Source organism: Pseudomonas sp. UC 17F4 (assembly GCF_900101695.1).
Taxonomy (GTDB): Bacteria; Pseudomonadota; Gammaproteobacteria; order Pseudomonadales; family Pseudomonadaceae; genus Aquipseudomonas.
In genome coordinates this window covers 3,916,756-3,936,874 of the sequence record NZ_FNKV01000001.1, presented here as the reverse complement: position 1 = coordinate 3,936,874, position 20,119 = coordinate 3,916,756, and the positions used below count along the sequence as shown (strand labels likewise).

Annotated in this window: 13 protein-coding genes and 1 pseudogene; 3 read left to right on the top strand and 11 right to left on the bottom strand. The window is 64.3% G+C overall.

Annotated elements, in window-relative coordinates; all coding sequences use genetic code 11:
* Positions 1-44 precede the first annotated feature (44 nt).
* Together BLR26_RS17885 and BLR26_RS17880 are read right to left on the bottom strand one after the other, a co-directional pair.
* Entirely contained in the window at positions 45-1,397 is a 1,353-nt protein-coding gene (locus tag BLR26_RS17885; RefSeq protein WP_045198708.1) for a GntP family permease, read from the bottom strand.
* A gap of 99 nt (positions 1,398-1,496) precedes the next feature.
* Positions 1,497-2,036, bottom strand: coding sequence for a gluconokinase (locus BLR26_RS17880; RefSeq protein ID WP_093383393.1), 540 nt, complete (start codon positions 2,034-2,036; stop codon positions 1,497-1,499).
* Between the two features lie 206 nt (positions 2,037-2,242).
* On the opposite strand from BLR26_RS17880, the gene BLR26_RS17875 reads away from it, so the two are divergent.
* The 3 genes and pseudogenes from BLR26_RS17875 to BLR26_RS27765 all read left to right on the top strand — a co-directional run bounded on the left by BLR26_RS17875 (position 2,243) and on the right by BLR26_RS27765 (position 4,681).
* Positions 2,243-3,262: an HTH-type transcriptional regulator GntR gene (locus BLR26_RS17875; RefSeq protein ID WP_093383390.1), complete on the top strand. Its 1,020-nt coding sequence runs from the start codon at positions 2,243-2,245 to the stop codon at positions 3,260-3,262.
* 84 nt (positions 3,263-3,346) lie between these two features.
* A pseudogene (locus BLR26_RS27770) lies at positions 3,347-4,144 on the top strand (PAS domain-containing protein); the annotation flags it as partial.
* Positions 4,145-4,186: 42 nt separating this feature from the next.
* Positions 4,187-4,681 carry a methyl-accepting chemotaxis protein gene (locus BLR26_RS27765; protein WP_371128680.1) on the top strand — a complete coding sequence of 165 codons (495 nt, stop codon included), beginning with the start codon at positions 4,187-4,189 and terminating at the stop codon, positions 4,679-4,681.
* On the opposite strand, the gene BLR26_RS17865 is transcribed toward BLR26_RS27765, so the two are convergent.
* The 9 genes from BLR26_RS17865 to BLR26_RS17825 form a co-directional block, all read right to left on the bottom strand.
* Positions 4,656-7,967, bottom strand: a complete 3,312-nt coding sequence (locus BLR26_RS17865; RefSeq protein WP_093383383.1) for a transporter substrate-binding domain-containing protein — start codon at positions 7,965-7,967, stop codon at positions 4,656-4,658. The genes BLR26_RS27765 and BLR26_RS17865 overlap by 26 nt on opposite strands.
* Before the next feature lie 7 nt (positions 7,968-7,974).
* A complete protein-coding gene (locus tag BLR26_RS17860; protein ID WP_093383378.1) occupies positions 7,975-8,589 on the bottom strand; it encodes a response regulator transcription factor in 615 nt (204 codons plus the stop codon).
* A 244-nt stretch (positions 8,590-8,833) separates the two neighbouring features.
* A complete protein-coding gene (locus BLR26_RS17855; RefSeq protein ID WP_093383373.1) occupies positions 8,834-11,080 on the bottom strand; it encodes a FepA family TonB-dependent siderophore receptor in 2,247 nt (748 codons plus the stop codon).
* A gap of 183 nt (positions 11,081-11,263) precedes the next feature.
* Positions 11,264-14,188 (bottom strand): TonB-dependent receptor, encoded by a 2,925-nt coding sequence (locus BLR26_RS17850; protein ID WP_093383367.1) that lies wholly within the window; start codon positions 14,186-14,188, stop codon positions 11,264-11,266.
* Positions 14,189-14,303: 115 nt separating this feature from the next.
* On the bottom strand, positions 14,304-15,248 hold the full coding sequence (locus BLR26_RS17845; RefSeq protein ID WP_093383362.1) for a FecR domain-containing protein: 945 nt from the start codon (positions 15,246-15,248) through the stop codon (positions 14,304-14,306).
* Positions 15,245-15,757, bottom strand: a complete 513-nt coding sequence (locus BLR26_RS17840) for a sigma-70 family RNA polymerase sigma factor (RefSeq protein WP_249744355.1) — start codon at positions 15,755-15,757, stop codon at positions 15,245-15,247. The genes BLR26_RS17845 and BLR26_RS17840 overlap by 4 nt, the downstream gene beginning before the upstream one ends.
* A 149-nt stretch (positions 15,758-15,906) precedes the next feature.
* Positions 15,907-17,352: a curlin gene (locus BLR26_RS17835; RefSeq protein WP_093383358.1), complete on the bottom strand. Its 1,446-nt coding sequence runs from the start codon at positions 17,350-17,352 to the stop codon at positions 15,907-15,909.
* 16 nt (positions 17,353-17,368) lie between these two features.
* On the bottom strand, positions 17,369-17,839 hold the full coding sequence (locus tag BLR26_RS17830; protein ID WP_093383355.1) for a curlin: 471 nt from the start codon (positions 17,837-17,839) through the stop codon (positions 17,369-17,371).
* Between the two features lie 16 nt (positions 17,840-17,855).
* Positions 17,856-20,084 (bottom strand): Ig-like domain-containing protein, encoded by a 2,229-nt coding sequence (locus BLR26_RS17825; protein WP_093383352.1) that lies wholly within the window; start codon positions 20,082-20,084, stop codon positions 17,856-17,858.
* Positions 20,085-20,119 lie beyond the last annotated feature (35 nt).

Below are 20,119 nucleotides of genomic sequence, written 5' to 3'. Positions count from 1 at the left end.
CCGCTCCTACAGTGTAGGAGCGGGCTTGCCCCGCGATGAGGCCCTCAAACCACCAACGACAGCAGCATGATAAAGATGATGCCGACCACCGAGAGGATGGTCTCCATCATGCTCCAGGTCTTGAAGGTCTCGGCCACGGTCATGTTGAAGTACTGTTTCACCAGCCAGAAGCCGGCATCGTTGACGTGCGACAAAATCAACGAGCCGGCGCCGGTCGCCAGTACCAGCAGTTCACGGTTGACCCCCGGCATCATGCCGATCACTGGCGCAACGATGCCCGCGCCGGTAATGGTCGCCACCGTCGCGGAACCGGTGGCGATACGAATCACCGCCGCCACCAGCCAGGCCAGCATGATCGGCGAAATCTGTGCCTGCACGGCCATCTGCCCGATCACATTACCCACCCCGGTATCGACCAGCATCTGCTTGAAGCCACCGCCGGCACCGACGATCAGGATGATCGCCGCCGTCGGCGCCAGGCTCTGGTCAAGCAGCTTCATGATCTGCTGGCGGGAGAACCCGCGCGCCGCGCCAAAGGTGTAGAACGCCAGCAGCAAGGCGGCAAGCAGGGCGCTGATCGGGTGGCCGATCAGGTCCATCCATTGGCGCACGATGTGCTCGGCCGGTAGCACCACGTCGGCGAAGGTTTTCAGCAGCATCAGGAACACCGGCAGCAGCACGGTGATCAGGGTGATGCTGAAGCTGGGCAGGTTCTGCTGGTCGGACTCGCGGGCGATCTGCTCCATCAGCTCCTTGTTGGGGTTGCCCGGGATGTATTTGGAGATGAAGTTGCCGTACAGGGGGCCGGCAATGATCGCCGTGGGCAGGGCGACGATCAGCCCGTAGAAAATGGTCTTGCCGATGTCGGCATTGAAGATGCCGATTGCCAGCAGCGGCCCCGGGTGCGGCGGCACCAGGCCGTGGACCACCGACAAGCCGGCCAGCAGCGGAATGCCGATCTTGATCAACGACACCCCGGAGCGCCGGGCGACGATGAACACCAGCGGGATCAACAGCACGAAGCCGATCTCGAAGAACAGCGGAATGCCCACCAGGAAAGCGGCGAACATCATCGCCCAGTGCACCTTCTGCTTGCCGAAGGCGCGGATCAGGGTCTGGGCGATCTGGTCGGCGCCGCCGGAGTCGGCCATCAGCTTGCCGAGCATGGTGCCCAGGGCCAGGACGATGCCGACAAAACCCAGCACGCCACCGAAGCCGTCCTGGAATGATTTCATCACCTTGGCCACCGGCATCCCCGAGGTCAGGCCGAGAAAACCGGCCGCCAGGGTCAGGGCGACAAAAGGGTGGACCTTGAAGTGGGTGATCAGCAGCACCAGGCCGATGATGGTGACCACCGCATCGAGCAGCAGGTAGGTATCAGTTGCCAAACCAAACATGGTTCAGTGCCTCGTATTGTCATTGTTGTGGGCGGAACTATTACAGCGTTTACGGGTCGAGACAGCGCTATCTTGGGTGAGCCGAAAAAACAGCCAGGGTCAGGCCGTTCGCGCCAGCAGCGGTTCACCGCAGGGCTTTAGCCACTGGTCTACCTCGATGGCCAGCTTGTCCACCGCCAGGGTGGCGTCCAGCGCCAGGGTCAGCGGCTCGCTGTTGGGCCGTTCGAGGGCGGCGAACTGGCTGTCGATCAGGCTGGCGGGCATGAAGTGGCCGGGGCGGGCGAGCACGCGGCGGCTGGCTTCAGCGGGGGTGAGATCGAGAAACACAAAGCCAAGGTCCGGCACGGCATGGCGCAGGGCATCGCGGTAGCGCTTCTTCAGCGCCGAGCAGGTGAGGATCGGACGCTCGCCGGCCTTCAGGCACGCTTGCAGTTCCTCGCCCAGGCGAATCAGCCAACCGGCACGGTCGTCGTCGTCCAGGGGGATGCCGGCACTCATTTTCTGGATATTGGCAGCGGGGTGGAAGTCGTCGCCTTCGATCAGGCGACCGCCGCTCAGGCCTGCAATGGCGGCACCGACGTAGCTCTTGCCACAGCCAGCGACGCCCATGACCACAATCGCGGAGAGGGGTGGGTTCATCGGTACCTCCTGCAGGGCAAGATAGCGCTATCTTGAAGCGAGACGGCTAACGTCTCGGGCGCTTCCCACCCAGATGTTATTGATTTTGTAAAAGCAGTCTGGATGCTCATTCCTGGCCTCATGCAGTTTTGCATTGCCTGTGGTCTGAGACAGCGCTACCTTAGTGCCCGTTCCCCATTCTTTGCAAGTCGAAAATAAAACCCCTCATGACCCGCATTGGCTCTCGTACTACCGGTCGTCCCACCCTGGCGGAAGTTGCCAGGCTTTCCGGGGTTTCCCCGATCACCGCTTCGCGGGCACTGCGCGGGGTCAGCACGGTTGCCCCTGAGCTCGTGGAAAAGGTCCAGGTCGCCGCCGCCAGCCTCGGCTATGTGGCCAACCCGGCTGCGCGGGCACTGGCCTCCAAGCAGAGCCAGTCGATCGTGGTGTTGATCCCGTCGCTGTCCAACCACCTGTTCATCGACACCCTCGAAGCCATTCACGAGGTCATGCGTCCCCGTGGCCTTGAAGTGCTGATCGGCAACTATCACTACGATATCGCCGAAGAAGAAAACCTGATCCGCAACTACCTGGCTTATCAGCCGCGCGGCATCCTGCTCACCGGTTTTGACCGCAGCGACGCCGCCAAGCAGATGCTCGCCGCCAGCGGCGTGCCGTGCGTACACATGATGGAGCTGGGCGGCGAAGGCCAGGCCATGTCGGTAGGGTTTTCCCAACAGGAAGCGGGAAGGGCGGCGGCGCGCCATCTGCTCGAGCGCGGTTGCAAGCGCCCGGGCTTTATTGCCGCGCAACTTGACCCACGGGTGATGCAGCGCGCCGAAGGCTTTCGCCTGGCCCTGGCCGAAGCCGGCCTGGATGCCCACGGCCGCGAGCTGCTGGCACCACAACCTTCATCGATCGGCCTGGGCGGCGAGCTGTTTGCCCAGCTGCTGCAGCGCCATGCCGATGTCGATGGCATTTTCTTCTGCAACGACGACCTGGCCCAGGGGGCGATTCTTGAAGCCTTGCGCCAGGGCATCAAGGTGCCGCAGCAGGTGGCCATGGTCGGTTTCAACGACCTGCCGGCTTCGGCGCACATGGTGCCGCGCCTGACCTCGATCCGCACCCCGCGCGCGGACATTGGCCGTTGCGCCGCGCAGGCGCTGTTGGGCCTGCTTGATGGCAAGCGCAGTCAGTTGCAGTGCCAGGATCTGGGCTTCGAACTGATGGTTCGCGAAAGCAGCTGAAACCGCCAGTCGGCGGGCGCTGCAAGGTGATGTCAGAGTGCTTGCACGGTGCCAATCGCCATCTATGCTCAGCAAATCCCGAGCATGGAGTGTTACAAAATGTTTGATTTGCATCGTAAGTCCGATCTGGCTGAAATCGAGCGTTGCACCCAGGCCCTGGGCCAGATGACTGCCAAGTTGGCGGCGGTCAGCCGCTCGATGGCGATGATCGAGTTCAGCCCCGACGGGATCATCCTCGACGCCAACGAAAACTTCTGCAAGACCATGGGCTACGGCGTTGAGGAGATCCGCGGCAAGCATCACCGCCTGTTCTGCGACGAAGCCTTCGGCAAAAGCGAGGAATACCGCCAGCTGTGGCGTGACCTGAACCGTGGCGAGCCGCGCAGCGGCACCTTCGCCCGGATCGACAAGCGCGGCCGCGAAGTCTGGCTCGAAGCCAGCTACATGCCGGTGCTTGGCGCCCAGCAGCAGGTCACCAGCGTCATCAAGGTCGCTTCCGATATCACCCAGCGGGTGCAGCACGAGCACGAGACCGAGAGCCTGATCAACGCCATCAGCCGCTCGATGGCAATGATCGAGTTCACCCCGGATGGCAAGGTCATCGACGCCAACCAGAACTTCCTCAATACCATGCACTACCGCCTCGACGAGGTGGTGGGCAAGCACCACAGCCTGTTCTGCCACAAAAGCGAAAGCGAGTCGGCGGCCTACAAAGCCTTCTGGGCCTCGCTCAACCGTGGCGAGTACCATTCCCACCGATTCGAGCGGGTCAACAAGCTCGGGCAGATGGTTTACCTCGAAGCCTCCTACAACCCGATCTTCGACACCCGCGGGCGCCTGTACAAGGTGGTCAAGTTCGCCAGCGACATCACCCGCCAGGTCAGCACCCAGCAGACCGCCGCCGAGTCGGCCCATGCCACTTCGGTGCAGAACGACGCCTGCGCGCGCAAAGGCTCGCAGGTGGTGCAGCAAACCGTGCAGGTGATCGAGGAAATCTCCCAGGACCTCAACGCCGCCGCGCGCAGTATCGATGCCGTGAGCAAACAGTCGGAACTGATCGGGCAGATCGTCCAGACCATCCGCAGCATCGCCGACCAGACCAACCTGCTGGCCCTCAACGCGGCCATCGAAGCGGCGCGCGCTGGCGAGCACGGACGCGGTTTTGCGGTGGTCGCCGATGAGGTGCGTAACCTGGCGGCGCGCACCAGCAAGGCGACCCTGGAGATCGTCGAAGTGGTGCGCCAGAACCACGACCTGTCGTTGACTGCCGTGGCCAGCATGCAGTCGAGCCTGAGCCGCACGGGCCTTGGCGTGGAGCTGGCCAACGAAGCCGGTGAGGTGATTCTGGAAATCCAGCAGGGCTCGCAGCATGTGGTCGATGCGATCAGCCAGATCAACTCGACCTTGCAGTTGCACTGACGCGCTGATTGAGCTCGGTCTCGAGGGTCTGCAGGCTCAGTTCCAGGGCCCTGGCCAGGGCCTGCAGGTGCTCGATACCGGCGTCGCCGACACAGGCTTGCTCAAGCGCTTCGCAGCGCTGCACCACGCCCCGGGCCTTGAGCATCTTGGCGCCGCCCTTGATCCGGTGAGCCAGGCTGCGCAAGGCATCGCGGCTGGGCGTCGGGCCGAGGGCGCGCAGGGCCTTGAGGTCGTCGCCGTTGCTCTGGGCCAGTTCCCGTAGCAGGCGTTCGACCAGTTGCGGGTCGCCCAGGGTCAGGTACCTGAGGTTGTCGACCTCGAAGCCGCTGGCATGTGCTTCAAGGTTATCGCTTGCCACTACCGGCGCAGCCGGGCTGTCGATGCCGGTCAGGTGACGGCGCAGTTCATTGAGGCCGATCGGCTTGAACAGGCAATCGTTCATGCCGCTGGCCAGGCAACGCTCGCGTTCTTCGGCCTGGGCGTTGGCGGTCAGGCCGAGGATCAGGCAGGGCTGGCGTTGCTGTTGCTGCTCCTCATTGCGCAGGCGCCGTGCCAGTTGATGGCCGTCCATGCCGGGCATATGGCAATCAGTGATGACCACCTCGAACTGCCCCTGCAGCCACAGCGCCAGCGCCGCCTGGCCATCGCCGGCCTGGCTGACCTGGTGACCGAGCACGCTCAACTGGCGTTCAAGCAGCATCAGGTTGGCCGGGTAGTCGTCCACCACCAGGATGTTCAAGGCCTGCGTGGCTGGCGCTTGCTCGATCGGCGCCACCGGGGCGTGCACCACCGTCGCCAGCGCCAGTTGCAACTCGATGTCGACGCGGGTGCCGCGACCCGGGCTGCTGCTCAGGCTCAGGCGGCCGCCCATCAGCTCGCACAGGGTGCGGCTGATCACCAGGCCCAGGCCGGTGCCCTGGCGCGCGGGTTGCTCGCCCACCTGGGCGAAGTTGTGGAACAAGCGCGCCTGGTCTGCAGCGCTGATGCCGATGCCGCTGTCTTGCACGCTCAGCAGCACCCGACGCAGTTGCCCGGGTTGCGCCGGGCCGTAGCGCAGGGTGACTTGCAGCTGGCCCTGCTCGGTGAACTTCAGGGCATTGCCCAGCAGGTTCGAGAGCACTTGCTTGAGCCGCAGCGGGTCGACCATGAGGCCTTCGTCGAGGGTCTGCAGGTCGGTGACCAAGGCCAGGCCCTTGAGCCGCGCATTGCCCTCGAACACGCGCACGGTGGCGGCGACCAGGGCAGTCAGGTCGGTCGCTTCGGCGTTCAGTTGCATGTGCCCGGACTCGATGCGGGCGATGTCGAGAATGTCGCCGATCAGCGCCAGCAGGCCGTTGGCCGAGTCGAAGGCGACCTGCAGCGACGCACGGTCGGCGCGGCCCTGTTCGGCGTCCTTGACCGCAAGCTCGAGCAGGCCGATCACCGCGTTCATCGGCGTGCGGATTTCATGGCTCATGGTCGCCAGGAAGGTGCTTTTGGCGCGGCTGGCATCGTCGGCCTGGTCCTTGGCCAGGCGCAGCTCTTCGAGCAGGCGTTTGCTGAAGCCCAGCTCATGCTGCAATGCCTGCTGGGCTTCGCTGCGCTGGCGGATAAGGCTGCGCAGGTAGCGGTTCCAGAACACCACGCAGGCGATCAGCAGGCTGGCGACGATGAGGATCTGTACGATCAGCGAGCGGTAGTTGTACCAGGGGCTGTCGCTGATCAAGGCGTTGGTGCGCCAGCGGTTGGTCAGCTTCGCCAGTTCGTCGGGCGGGATGCTGAGCAGGGCTTTGTCGATGATGGCGTGGAGTTCGGTGGCCGGCAAAGCCGTGGCAAACGAGGAGGTAATCGGTTGATCGCCGTACAGTGAGGCGATGCGCAGGCGATCCTTGAACAGCCGGCTGATGAAGTAGGCGGCGTTGATACGCGAGCTCAGCACCAGATCGACGCGCTTTTGCGCCAGCGCCTCCATCAATGCGAGCGGGTTATCGACCTCGATCAGCGTCAGCGACGGGTAGCGCTCCCGTAGTTGGGGCTTCAAGGGTGAATCGCGGATCACCGCCAGGCGTTTACCCTGCAACTGCTCCGGCGTTTGCCCGTCGTCGCTGTCAACCCGGCTGACCAGCACCCAGGGATCGACCAGATAGGGCCGGGTGAAGTTGACCTGCCTGGCGCGGTCGGGGCTATAGACCAGAGTCCCGGCCAGGTCGGCTTTGCCCTGTTGCAACAACGTGATCGCGGCGGCGCCGGCATCGGCTTCGACGAACTCGAATTTCAGCCCCGTGCGCAGGCTGATCTGCTCCAGCACATCGGCGGTAATGCCACGGACCTGCTGCTGGTCATCGTAGAAGTTCAAGGGTGCAAAGTACTTGTTGACCAGCACTCGCACAATCGGGTGCTGTGCGATCCAGCGGCGCTCCTCGGCGGTCAATACCAGCACATCGCGATCCAGCAGCATGCTGGTACTGCCGCTGCTCCAGCGGCGCAGGATGTTCAGCCGCTCGGTTTCGCTGGTGACCGCCAGTGACTGGTTGAGCAAGCGCAGCAATCGGTCGTTGCCACGAGCCAGGGCGAAGGCGAAGGTTTCGCGCTCGTGCCTGACGAAGTGCGAGATCTGCACACTTTCCTGAAAGCTCTTGCCGATCAGGTAGTCACTGCTGATGGCATCGCCAACAAAGGCGTCGGCCTGTCCCAGCGACACTGCCGACAAGCCGGCCATGGTCGAGGAGTACAGCTGCAGGTGGGCTTTGGGAAACAGGTGCTGGACTTCTTCATCCGGCAGGTAGTGATCGACCATGGCCAGGCGCAGCCCGTCCAGCTCGTCATCGACGGCGCGGGTTTTGCCCTGGGGCGTGACGATCACCGGCAGGTCGTCGGCATAGGGTTGGCTGAGCACCAGTTGCGCATCGGCGGCTTCAAAGCCATTGGAACTGCCGAGCAGGTCGATGGCCCCGGTGTGCAGGGCAGTGATTGCCTGTTGACGGCTGTTGTAGCGGCGAACCTCTACCCGGATGCCCAGCAGCTCGCTGATCAGCCCGGCGTAGTCGGCGGTCAGGCCTTCGTATTCGTTCTGGCTGACGTTGATATCAAAAGGCGGGTAGTCCGGGCGCGAGGTTCCCAGGCGCAGCACGGCTTTTTCCTTCAGCCAGCGCCGGTCATCTGCTGACAGGGCCACGCCTTCGCCGCCGACCACCGAACGCGCCAGTAATGTACGTGGCTCGCCGGGCTCATCGGCCAGGCTGCTGTCGAGCAGCAACAGCGGCAGGCAGCCCAGCACCAGGGCCAGCAGAGCGGGGCGGATGTTCATGGCCGGTTCAGATCACCTGGTTGCGAGTGGCCAGAGCCATTAACTCGACGAAAGATCCTACCTGGAGTTTCTCCATGATCCGGCTTTTGTAGGTGCTGATGGTCTTCGGACTCAGCAGCATGCGTTTGCCGATGTCGTTATTCGACAGCCCGGCCGCAAGCATGCGCAACACTTCCATCTCGCGGTGCGACAGGCTGCCCAGACGATCTTTTTCGCTACCCAGCGGGCCGCGGTTGGCCGACATGTCCGGGAAGGTCGAGTAACCCTTGATCATGGCTTTCAAAGCGAAGATCAGTGCCTCCAGGTCCTCGTCTTTGTGGACGAAGGCGGAGCTGCCTGCATCCAGGCAGCGCCGGGCGAACAAGGCGGCCGGCTGACCGGTCAGAACCATGATTTTAGGGGTGTTTTCCAGCAGGTGCAGGCGCTTGATCACGCTCAGGCCATCAAGGCCGGGCAGGCCGATATCGAGGATTACCACGTCCGGGCGCAGCTCGCGGGCCATTTGCACGGCGGCCACGCCGTCACCGGTTTCACCGACTATTTCGTAGCGGTCACGCTCGAGCAGCATACGCACCGCAAGACGAATCGTGGGGTGATCATCGACGATGAGTACCGAAGGCATTGGCACAACTCCTTGACGAAAAGGGTAAGCCGTTTCCTGAATCATTCAGGAAGACGAGTCGGGCCGGAGCCGGCGAGCCGCCAACGATACGTCGAATCAGGTTGCAAGAGTATGGGAAGTATAGAGGCGTTGAAAATAGTGGTAGGAATTGTCGAAAATTCCTACGCACTTGAGTTGTGGCTTGTCGGGGTGAATGACTCGGCCTGAGACCTGCGAGGCCAGCTTCCACCCCCCACTCACTCCATCAGAACGACGTGGTAAACGAGGCGAAGTACGCCCGGCCCGCTTCGTTATAGGTCAGTGCCCCGGCTTCATCGGAGTTGCCCTCGCGGTACAGGCGCTTGTCGAACAGGTTGTTGACGCCCACGCGCATGCTCAGGTTCTTGGTGAACTCGTAACCGCTGCTGATGCCGACAATGCCGTAGGGGTCGACGTCCTTCTGCACCTTCTTGTCCAGGGTTTCATTGGCCCGGGCGTTGTAGGTTGGCGCTTCCTGCTTGCCGTAGTAGGTGCCGTTGAGCTGGAACGACAGCTTGTCGGTGACATTCCAGTCCAGGGTCGAGTTGACCGTGTACTCGGGGATGATGCTCAGCGGCTCGCCGGTTTTCTTGTCCTTGGACTCGATCATGTAGGTGAAGTTGGTGTTCCAGTCCAGCGCCGGAGTCAGCTCGACGAACAGGTTGCCCTCAACCCCTTGCACCACGGCCTTGCCGGTGTTTTCCCAGCGCAGGATGCGCCGGCCGTTGGGCAGGCGGAACAAGGTCTGGTTGCCGGCTTCGATCTTGTTCTTGTAGTCGTTACGGAAGTAGGTGGCGCTGGTGCGCCAGGTGCCTTTGTCGTAGGCCAGGCCCAGTTCCTTGTTGACGCTGGTTTCCGGGTCGAGGTTGGCGTTGCCCAGCAGGTAGCAGCCGCCGTTGTTGACTTCACCGGAGTTGCAGCCCGTACCGCGGCTGTACAGCAGGTAGTTGGGGTTGGCCTGGTACAGGTTGGGGGTCTTGTAGGCGCGGGCGATGCCGCCCTTGATGCTCAGGGCCTCGGTGATCTGGTGCGAGGCGTTCAGGCTCGGGCTCCAGTTGTCGCCGTAGTCTTCGTGGTGGTCCAGGCGCAGGCCGGGGGTGACGATGGTGTTTTCACCGACTTCGATGTTGTCCTCGGCGTACAGGGCAAAGCTGCGCGCGGTGGATTTGGTCTGGGTGCGGTCAAAGCCCGGCAGCTCGGCACCCGGGTCATAGCTTTGCGGGCGCAGCGAACCCGGGTCGTTGAGCGACTCGTAGAGGTACTCGCCGCCCAGGGTCAGCACCTGCTCCAGGCCCATGCTCAGCGGCAGGTTGACCTCGCCGGTGGCGCGGGTGTTGCGCAGGCGCGACTCGAAGCGCCCGGCACCGCCCGATGGCGCGCCTTCGCCCCAGCCGGCCAGGCCTTCGTTGAGACGCTCGTTGCGGGTCAGGTCGTAGGACAGCGAGGCGGTGGAGGTGCCCCAGTCGTAGTCGCCACGGTGGGTCAGGGCAAAGCTTGAGCGCTGCATGACGTTGGTTTCCTTGCCCACCTGGCTCTCGACGAACTCGCCGCCGGCGTTGAGCATGGTGTCGCCGGCAAAGATGTTGCCCTGGCGGCTGTAGCTGGACTCCAGGTCGACGGTGTTGGCCGGGTCGATCTTCCAGCTCAGCAGGCCGTTGATGTCCTTGTTGCGCACACCTTCGCGGCCGGCCATCAGCGATTCTTCATAGGCCTGGTGCGCCGAGTTGATCTTCATGTCGTCGGCGTCGGTCTTGTTCAGGTTGCCGTAAACGCGAAAGATCAGGCTGTCGGTGAGCGGCCCGCTGAGGCTGAAGTTGACCCGCTTGCCGGTGCCTTCGGAGTCGTCCTCGGGGAGCATGGTGTAGAGGGTCATCGAGCCGCGCAGGTCCTGGGTCGGGCGCTTGGTGATGATGTTGACCACACCACCCATGGCACCCGAGCCGTAGCGTGCGGCGGCCGGGCCGCGGAGGATCTCGATGCGTTCGACTTCTTCGGCCGGCACCCAGTTGGTTTCGCCGCGGGTGTCGCGGTCGCCGCTCCAGCCGTAGCGCACGGCGTTGCGCGAGGTCGACGGCTTGCCATCGATGAGGATCAGGGTGTTTTCCGGGCCCATGCCGCGCAGGTCGATCTGGCGGTTGTTGCCACGCGCGCCGCTGCTGCTGTTGCCGGTGAGGTTGACCCCCGGTTCGCGGCGGATGATGTCGGAAAGATCGTTGACCGGCGGACGCTTCTTGATGTCTTCAGCGGTGATGATCGACACGCCTGGCGCTTGCTTGAGCTCCTCTTCGGCGGTGCCCAGCACCCGGGTGTTCTCCAGCTCGATCGCCTGCCGGCTGCCGTCCACTGGCAGGTCGGTGGGCTGCACCTGGACTTCATCCGGTTGCAGCTCCAGGGGCGCTGCGGCCAGTGCCGTGGAACCCAGGGTGGCCAGCAAGGCAATGCTCAAGCGGCTGAGGTTGAAGCGCGACACCATGTCAGATCTCTCCTGAAACAAAGGGTGAACGGCCTGGACGGAAGGGCCGGGCCGTTCGGGAAGTCGAGAATGATAAGAATTACCATTCGCGTGTAAACCCTTAAGGAGAAAAATAAAATATTAACGAAGCAGGGCGGTAAAACCCTGCTACGGCGATTCCGACAGATTAATGGCAAAAGGCCTTTAGAACTGTAGGGATGCTGCCAGGCTTGAGGTGCGGCCGGGTGCTGGCATCATGCTTTGCGACATGGGGTCGAGGTAGTACTGGTCGGTAAAGTTGTAAACATTGAAACTGACCTTGAGTTCATCGCTGACCTGGTAGTCGGCGAAAAAATCATAGATGCGCGCTTCCAGGTAGTGCTGCTGCGGTGTGGTGGTGCCTACGTGCCAGCTTTTGTCCAGCACGTACATCGGCCCGCTGGTGTAGCGCATGCGTATGCCACTGGCCAGTTTCTGCTCGAAGGCCTTGGCCCCCAGCACCAGGTTGACGCTGTAGCGCGGCGGGTTCTGGGTGTTGGTGTAGGAACCCTGGAAACCGCCGGTGGTGCAGTCCGGCGTTTCGCTCTTGCCGCCGTCGCGCAGGGCCTGGGCAAAGGCGCGGTCGCAGGTTTCGGCCTTGATGTTGTAGACGTACGAGGCGTCGGCGAACCACCAGGCGCTGTCGTAGTGGCTTTGCAGCTCGATGCCCTGGGTGGTGAAGCTGTCGACGTTGCGGATCTTCAGCTCGCCGTTGAAACCGGGGCGGCCCTTGGGGTTGTAGCGGTAGTTGCGGGTGACCATGTCATCGATGGTGTTGTGAAAGTAGGCCAGCTTGAACCCGGCCTGGTCGTTGTCCAGCAGCAGGTTGCTGCCCTTGAACGATGCGCCGACCTCGAAGGTTTTCATTCGCTCCGGGCGCAAGTCGTAGTTCGGTTCTGCCGACCAGCTGCCCAGGGTGGTCTCGAACAGCGACGGCATGCGCATGCCCTGGTTGTACAGGGCATACGCCATGACATTGGGGGTAAAGGCATAGCTGACGCTGTAGGCCGGGGCGAAGCCGTGGCCAGACAGTTCGGCGTTGTCGGCGAAGCCTGCAAATTCGGCGTTCCACCATGGCTCGTCGGGGCCGGCCCCGGCCGGCGCGGCATACAGCGCCTGGCGGTTGCGGTCGTAAATGCGGTAACCGCTGTAGCGCCCGCCAGCGGTGAACGTCAGCTGCGGGACCGGTTTGTATTCCAGGGCAGTGCTGAGGCTGTATTCGTGGCGATAGCCATTGCGTTCGATGCGGTTGTTTTCCAGGTCGTCCTGCCACGGCTTGCGGCTCGGGTCGATGCTTTCGTACTGGTACGAGGCGCCATAGGTCAGGGCGTAGTCGCCGCTGCCGGTCAGCAGGCGGCTGGTGTTGCTGATGTCGGTGCCGACCTTGAGGTTGCTCAGGTCGGACTTGAGCGATTGGCGGTAGTGCTCGCTTTGCTCGTCCTGATAGCCCTGGCCGCGTTGCGGCGCGGTAAAGCCGACGTTGTTGTACATGATGCTGCGCCCGAAGGTTGCCCAGGCATGACCGTTGAGGTCGATGTAGCGGGCCAGGCTGTCGTCCTCGGGGCGCCATTTGAACTCGCTGGTGAGGGTGTGCAGCTTCATGTTGCCGGGCTTGAACTGGATCATCTGGTTGGCGCCGCTGTAGTCGTAGACCGGGTCGAGGGTCTCGCGCACAAAGCAGCCGGTGCTGTCCCACATATTGTCGCCGTCCGGCACCGGGGCCGCGATGGCCGAGCATTGCTGGTAATACTCGGGGGCGGCGCTTATCCAGAAGGCTTCGTCGTAGCGGTCGATGTCTTTTTTGAAGTCGCCCAGTGGCTGGGTCATCGACGGGCCTGAGCGGCCAATCTGCGAGGGCATGATTTCGCCAAAGCTCGAATCCATGTAGCGGTAGCCCAGGCCCAGCTCCAGGCCGTTGTCGCGGTACAGGGTGCCCTTGAGCATGAAGGATTTGTTGTGGGTGCTGGAGTTGAGCACCTCTTCGCCGGGCCAGTAGTTGCGTGCCACGGTGTTGGCATCGACCAGGGCGCCGCCACTGATTACCGAGGTGTCGTAGCGCGAATAACCGTGCTTGCCGGCAAAGTAGTTGTTGTTACGTCGCTCGGCGTAGGCGGCGACCACATCGAAGGCTTCGTCCTTGTGGGCGAAGGCCAGGCTGCGCGACCAGTCGTGCGCGTGCAGCAGGTCATTGCGCTCGGTGCGTGGGCGCACCCGATAGTCGCTGGGGACGTCGGCGCTGCTGTTGTCCGCCAGCGAGCCGCGCAGGCGCCAGCCGGTGGTTTCGCCGGGTTTGAGGATGTCATCGACGGTCAGCGTCTGCATCTCGACCGAGCCGCCGATGGCGCCGGAAGCACCGGCGTCCAGGCTCGGGCCCTTGTTGACGGTGACGCTGCTGATCAGGTCCGGGTCGATGTAGGCGCGCTGTGCAGTGCCGGCGTAGCCGCGGTAAACATCCAGCGACTGCTGGCTGCCATCGACCTTGACCGGCACCCGGCCCTGGCCCTGGATGCCGCGGATGTTGACTTCGATGCCGCCGCCGTTGCGCCCGTCGGAGGTCTGCACGCCAGCGATGCCGGCGAGCAGGTCGGCATTGGAGCGACCGCGAAAACGCTCCAGTTGCTCCAGATTGCGGGTTTCCACCGAGCGCGGCACGCCGTAGTCCTTGAGCCCGTCGTCCTCGGCCTGGCCCTTGACCCGGGTGGCGCCGAGCTCCAGGGCATCACTGGCGTGCGCGGACTTTTCGATCAGCACCCGGCCGTCGTCACTGAAGTAGGCGCTCAGGCCGCTACCGGCCAGCAGTTTGCTCAAGGCCTGGGCCGGCGCGTAATGGCCCTGCAGGCCCAGCGACGGCTTGCCGGCGGTCAGGCGCGCATCCACCGACAGCAGCAGGCCGGCACTGGCGGCGAACTGGGTCAGGGCCTGGTCGAGGGTGCCAGCGGGAATCTGGTACAAGCGTAGTTCCTGGCGGGCAGCTTCGGCCTGGGCGGGCATGGCCAGGCTGCAGCAGGCGCTGCCGAGCAGGCCGGCGAGCAATCCGCTGCGGATTGCCGAGCTCAGGGGGGACGGGCAGGGGGGCGGCAGGTTCGGCATCCCGAAGACTCCTTTGAGAATGCGTATTGGTTAGCTTTGATGACTAACCCGAACGAGCGGCGCAAACCGACAACGGCTTGCGCAGTTATTTTTGCGAAAGTGCAAGCACGGGCGGTCAACGCGCGGTAACGGTCACCCAGTAGCGGCTCAGGTAGTGCACGCGGATCGGCAGGCTGTCTTGCAGGGCGGTGAGGGTGCGCTCGCTGTCGGCGAGGGCAAATACACCGGTGATTGGCAGTTCGGCGATGGCCGGCTCGCAGCGGATGACCCCGCGCCGATGGCGGCCCAGTTCCTCGAGAAAACGCCCCAGCGGCAGGCGCTCGGCAATCAGCCGGCCGTGCTCCCAGGCAATGCTGTTGCTGTCGGCCGGATGCTGTGGTCCGCAGCCCTGGCGGTTGAACCACAGGCCGTGGCCGGCCGTGAGCAACTGCTCGGTGCCCGCTCCGGGTCGAATCATCAAGGCGCCTTCGAACAGCTCGACGCGGCTGCCACCCCGCAGCTCGCGCACGGCAAAGCGGGTACCGAGGGCCTGTACTTCACCGGCCAGGGTCTGGACCTTGAGCGGCCTTGGGTCTTTGCCGCTGGTCAGCAGCAGCTCGCCTTCGAGCAGGTGGATGCGCCGCTCTTGTGCGCTGAACTGGATGTTGACGCTGCTGCGGCTGTTGAGCAGCAGCTGGCTGCCATCGGCCAGTTGCAGGCGGCGCACTTCGCCGGGGGCGCTGCGCTGGTCGGCCATCGCCTCGCGCCACGGCAGGTGCTGCTGGCCCAGATAGCCACTGCCGCCCACCAGCAGCAGGACGCACAGCTGCCTGAGCAGAGTACGCCGGCTCTGGCGCTCTTCGAGCACGCTGCGGGCAGTTTGCGCAGGCACGGCGGCGAGGGTCTGCTGCAGGGTTTGCAGGCGCTGCCAGGCGCGCCGGTGCTCGGCATCGGCCGCTTGCCAATCGGCAAACGCCAGGCGTTGCCCGGCATCCAGCGGGCCGTCCCAGTGCAGCATCAGCCAGTGGCTGGCCTGCTCGACAATCGCCGCGTCGATCGGTGCATCGTTTACCGCGCTCATTCGCTGTAGAGCACCTGGTAGCAGGCCTGGATGGCGCGGATCATGTACTTTTGCACCGAGCTTACGGTGACCCCCAGGCGCTCGGCGATCTCGGCATAGCCCAGGCCTTCGAAGCGCGACAGCAAAAAGGCGCTGCGCACCTTGGCCGGCATGCTGTCGAGCATCTGGTCGATCTGTTGCAGGGTCTGCAGGATCATCGCGCGGGTCTCCAGCGACGGCGTTTGCGGTTCGTCCAGGTGGGCGATGCTGGCCAGGTACGCCTGCTCGATGCGTTGCCGGCGCCACTGGTCGATGACCAGGTTGCGCGCCAGTTGCACCAGGTAGCTGCGGCCCTCGTCGTGGCCGGGCAAACGGCCGCTGACCAGCAGGCGCAGGAAGGTGTCGTGGGCGATGTCGGCAGCACGCTCACGGTCGCCCAGGCGCTTGCGCAGCCAGGCCTGCAGCCAGCCGTGGTGATCGCGATAGAGGCCATGGAGCTGTTGCTGGGGAGCGGGGGAGGTAGGGGACACCCGGAGATCCTGAAACATGAAAGATGCAGTTGCGAATTGTTCGCATTATAAGGGCAAAAAAAGAACCGTGACCAGCCTGTCGGCGAGTCACGGTCAAGGGGGGGAGAATCAGATTGCCGGCGATGGGGCGCGAAGCGGCCCCGAATTAATTACTGCTGCAACACCGTCGCCTGGTTACCCGCACCAAACTGCTGGATGGTCGCGGCCATGTTTGCGCCGCTCTGGTCGATCATCGCCTGGTTGGCCGAGCCGCCCTGGGTCACGTAGGCGACGTTGACGCCGTCGGTCTGCTTGATGTTGGCCTGGTTGTTGTCGCCGTACAGCTGCCAGGTGTAGCTCTGGTTGCCGCTGCCCGATTGCTCGACCTTGACGCTGTTGCCGGCGCCGCTGCTGACGCCGGTGGCGTAGTTGGCGGTGCCGCGCTGGTCGGCGATCAGCAGGTTGTCGCTGCCGTTCTGTTCAAAATACAGCTCGTTGTTGTTGTCGACCTGGGCAAGTTCGGCGCTGTTGCCGCTGCCGTTCTGGTTCAGGCGGGCGAGCTGGGTGCTGCCGTCCTGGGTGAAGTTGGCACTGTTGCCGCTGCCGTTCTGGTTGACCTCGGCGCGCTGGGCGCTGCCGAACTGGCCGCCGGACTTGTCGCCCTTCCAGTTACTGGCGAGGATCTTGTTGCCGGTGCCGGTGGAGCTCACCGTGAGCACGTGGTTGTCGCCATTCTGGTAGGTGTAGTGGACGTTGCCCTGGCCGTTCTGGAACACCGTGGTGGTCGACTGCTGCGATCCGAACTGGTCGGCATAGCTGGCGTTGAGGCTGCCGGCCTGGGTGATGCTGGCCACGTTGCCCTCGCCGAAGCTCTGGTCGAGCACGCTTTCGTTGGTTTGCCCGTACTGGGTCACCGTGGCCTGGCTGCCCAGTTGGGTGTCTTGCCAGACTTCGCTGGAGTTGGCGCTGCCGGTCTGGCTGATGGTGACGCTGCCATCCTGGCCTTCGCGCTGATCGCCATAGGCCCAGTTGTCATCGCCGGCCTGGTAGATGCCGATCTGGCCATTGTTGTAGTTCAGGTGCTCGGCGGCGCTGTAGTTGCCGCTACCGGCCTGGATGCTCAGGGCGTTGTTGCCGCCGCCTCCGTACTGCTGCTCGACAAAGGCGCGGTTGTTATCGCCAAACTGCAAGGTGGTGCCCTGGCTGCCGGCCTGGGTGTCCTGGTAGATGAACGAGAAGTTACCGGTGCCTTGCTGGGTCTGCTGGGCGCTGTTCTCGACCCCCAGCGACTGGCTGGCGTGGGTGTTGTTCAGGGCCCCGGCGTTTTGCTGGTTGATCTGGCTGCCGAACTCGTACAACTGCTCGGCGTAGCCGGCGTTGTAGTCGCCGGTGCCGCTTTGCTGGATCTGGCTGTTGCCGCCGTCCTGCTTGGCGGCGTGGTTGTTGCCCAGGCCCAGCTGGTTCTGGGTGGTGGTACTGAGCGGCGCGGCGGTCTGCTTGACCTCGGCGATGTTCTCGGTGCCGAACTGGCTCTGGGTCGACTGGCTGTCGTCAGCCATGGCCTGGCCGGCAACGGCCAGGACAATGGCGGCGCTTAAAGGAGCGAGCTTGAACATGGTGGTGCCTCCAGGTTTAACGGTATTGGTTGACCTGCACGCGCTGCCCGTTGCCGGCCTGGATCACCGAGCTGGAAAGCCCGCTGCCGGCCTGCTCGATGCTGGCGCTGTTGCTGTTGCCGTATTGCTCGATCTGCGCGCGGTTGTTGCTGCCGCTCTGGCTGATCGAGGCGCTGTTGCCGTAGCCCTGCTGGCTGATCGAGGCCATCAGGTCGTTGCCTTGTTGCAGGATGTACGCCTCCTGCGCGCCACCTTGCTGGACGATGCGCCCGAGCAGCGCCTGGCCGTCCTGGCCAATCGCTGCGCGGTTGCTCTGGCCGTTCTGCTCGACCAGCGCCTGCTGGCCGCTTGAAGGCGCCAGTGGCTGCATCGACAGCTCGCCCAGGTCGCTGCCCATGGCCAGGTCAGCGTTATCCATCAGGTCGTCGGCCAGGGCGCCCTGAGCGCTCAGGCTCAGGCACACCAGCAAGGTGGTCAGGCGCGCCATGGTCGTTCTCCTGTGGTTACTGCACGGTGACCGGCACAGTGCGCACGGTGCCCAGGCTGGTGGTGACGGTTGCCGTCGGTGCCGGTGTGCTCGGCGCGACGCTGTTGGTGACGCTCAGCCGCCAGCGTCCGGTCAGCGGTACCGGGGTGGTGCCCAGGCTGACCAGGCCGGTCGGGGTGCTGACCTGCACGGTGACGGCGTTGAGCAGGATCGCCGAGGTGGTGCCGGAGATGTCCCAGGTAAAGCGACCGCCAGCCCGTGCCGTGACCGTTGCGGCGGTGACGGTGAAGTTCTCTGCCGGTGGCCGTGGCGACACCTGCACCGTGACCGTGGCCGGTGCCGACAGGGCACCTGCGCTGTCGCGGGCGATGTAGGTGAAGGTGGTGCTGAACGCGGCCAGGATCACTGCCGGCGGGGTGTAGGTGACCTGGTTGCCGTCGCTGCTGACCGTGCCGCGGCCCAGCGCCGGCTGGGTAACGCTGGCGACCGTCAGCGGTACGTTGCCATCCGGATCGCTGTCGTTGCCCAGCACGTTGATCGGCAAGGCCACGCCGAGGGTGCTGGCGGTGTCATTGACAGCCAGCGGCGGCTGGTTGGCGGCGACATTGACAGTGACGTTAGTGACGGGTGATTTCAGCCCTTTGCTGTCCTGGGCACGGTAAGTGAAGGTGGCCACCAGCGGCGCATTGACCACTGCCGGTGGGGTGTAGGTGACGGCCGTGGTGCCGTTGAGCACCACCGTGCCCTGGCCGGTGGCCGGCTGGGTGAGGTCGCTGATGCTCAGCGGCACGTTTTCGTCAGGGTCGCTGTCGTTGGCCAGCAAGTTCAGGCTCAGCGGCACGCCAACGCGGGTGCTGCCGACGTCGGCCTGGGCCACTGGCGGCTGGTTGGCGGCGTCGACCGGGGCATTGCCGATTACCACCACCGGCTCGCTGTCGCTGCCGCCGGCGGCGGATTTCACCGTAACGATCGCAGGCGGCTGGCTCAGCTCGTTGACCGTCAGGGTCTGCAGGGTGCCGGACTTCGACAACCGCCCGTAACCCTGGGCGACCAGGTCGGGCACCTGCACTTCATCGCTGGAGCTGGCCTCGATGCGCAGGCGCTTGTTGGCCCAGTCATAGCGGGCGGTGGTGACCTTGACCACGTCGCTGAGCTTGCTCGACAGCGCGGTGGGGCGGGTGGCGCCGGTCGGGTCGCTGGCGGTGACGACGATGACTGGCGGTGGTGCGGCGCTGCTCAGGTGCTGGGCGAAGAACAGGCCATTGTTGTCGGCCAGCAGGTTGAACTGGCAGGGCGAGGGCGGGGTGCCCGGCACCAGCGCAAGGGTCTCGCGCATGCACAGCGTGGCGTTGTTCGGCGCCTTGGCGAACACCTCGACGCGGGTGCCGTCCGAGGTGCGCCGGTAGCTGGCCCGCTGCAGTTCGGCAGGGGTTTGCTTGCGTGGGTCAAGGACCTTGCCGGAGACCGTGAACAGGTTGGTCTGGATGGTCCCGGCCGGGCCCTGGATGCGCACGAAGTTGGTGTTGTTGGGGCTGCCGGTGACCGCTTCGGTGATGTTCGGGTCGCCGACGTAGGTTTCGCTGGCGCCGGTGTCCGGGTTGATCTCGGTGTAGGGGCCGCCGACGCCGCGCAGGAACGGCCCGATCGCGCCGTTGAGCACGCCGCTGAAGTTGCCCGGGGCGCCGATGCCGATGTCGCGGGTAATGTTGATGGCGCGGCGCCCGGCGGTGGTGACGTTGACCGTCTCGACCCCGTACGGGTGGGTGATCACGTAAGTGCCGGTGCGCGGCACCGAGGCGCGGATACGGATACGGGCGAAGCTTTGCTGGTCGCCGTCCACCGGGTTTTCGGCGGCAAACGCCGCCTCGATACCGGCGACATAGACTTCCAGCTCGTAACCGCTGTTGCCCACTTCAGGGATTTCGGTCTCGGCCAGAAACCAGAACATCTCCGGCGGCCAGTTGTCGGGGAACACCAGCGGCAGGGCGTCGTCGTACACCCCGGGCTCCGGCAGCAAGGTACACATGTAGGCCGGCGGCACTGAAACCGCTACCCGCGAGCTTGCCGCCCGCGACTGGCACAGCTCCAGCGACAGGTTGCCGTGGTCCTGGTACCACATCGGGTAACGCCCGGTGGCCAGGGTGTAGGGGCCGGGATCGACCGCCTTGAGGCCGGCCCAGGCAGTGCCGGCCAGCGAGAGGGAAAGCCCGGCTGCGCAGAGCGCCAGGCGTGGCCAGTTGTTCATGCTGCCTCCTGCTAGGGGACGTGGCGTAAGAGTGT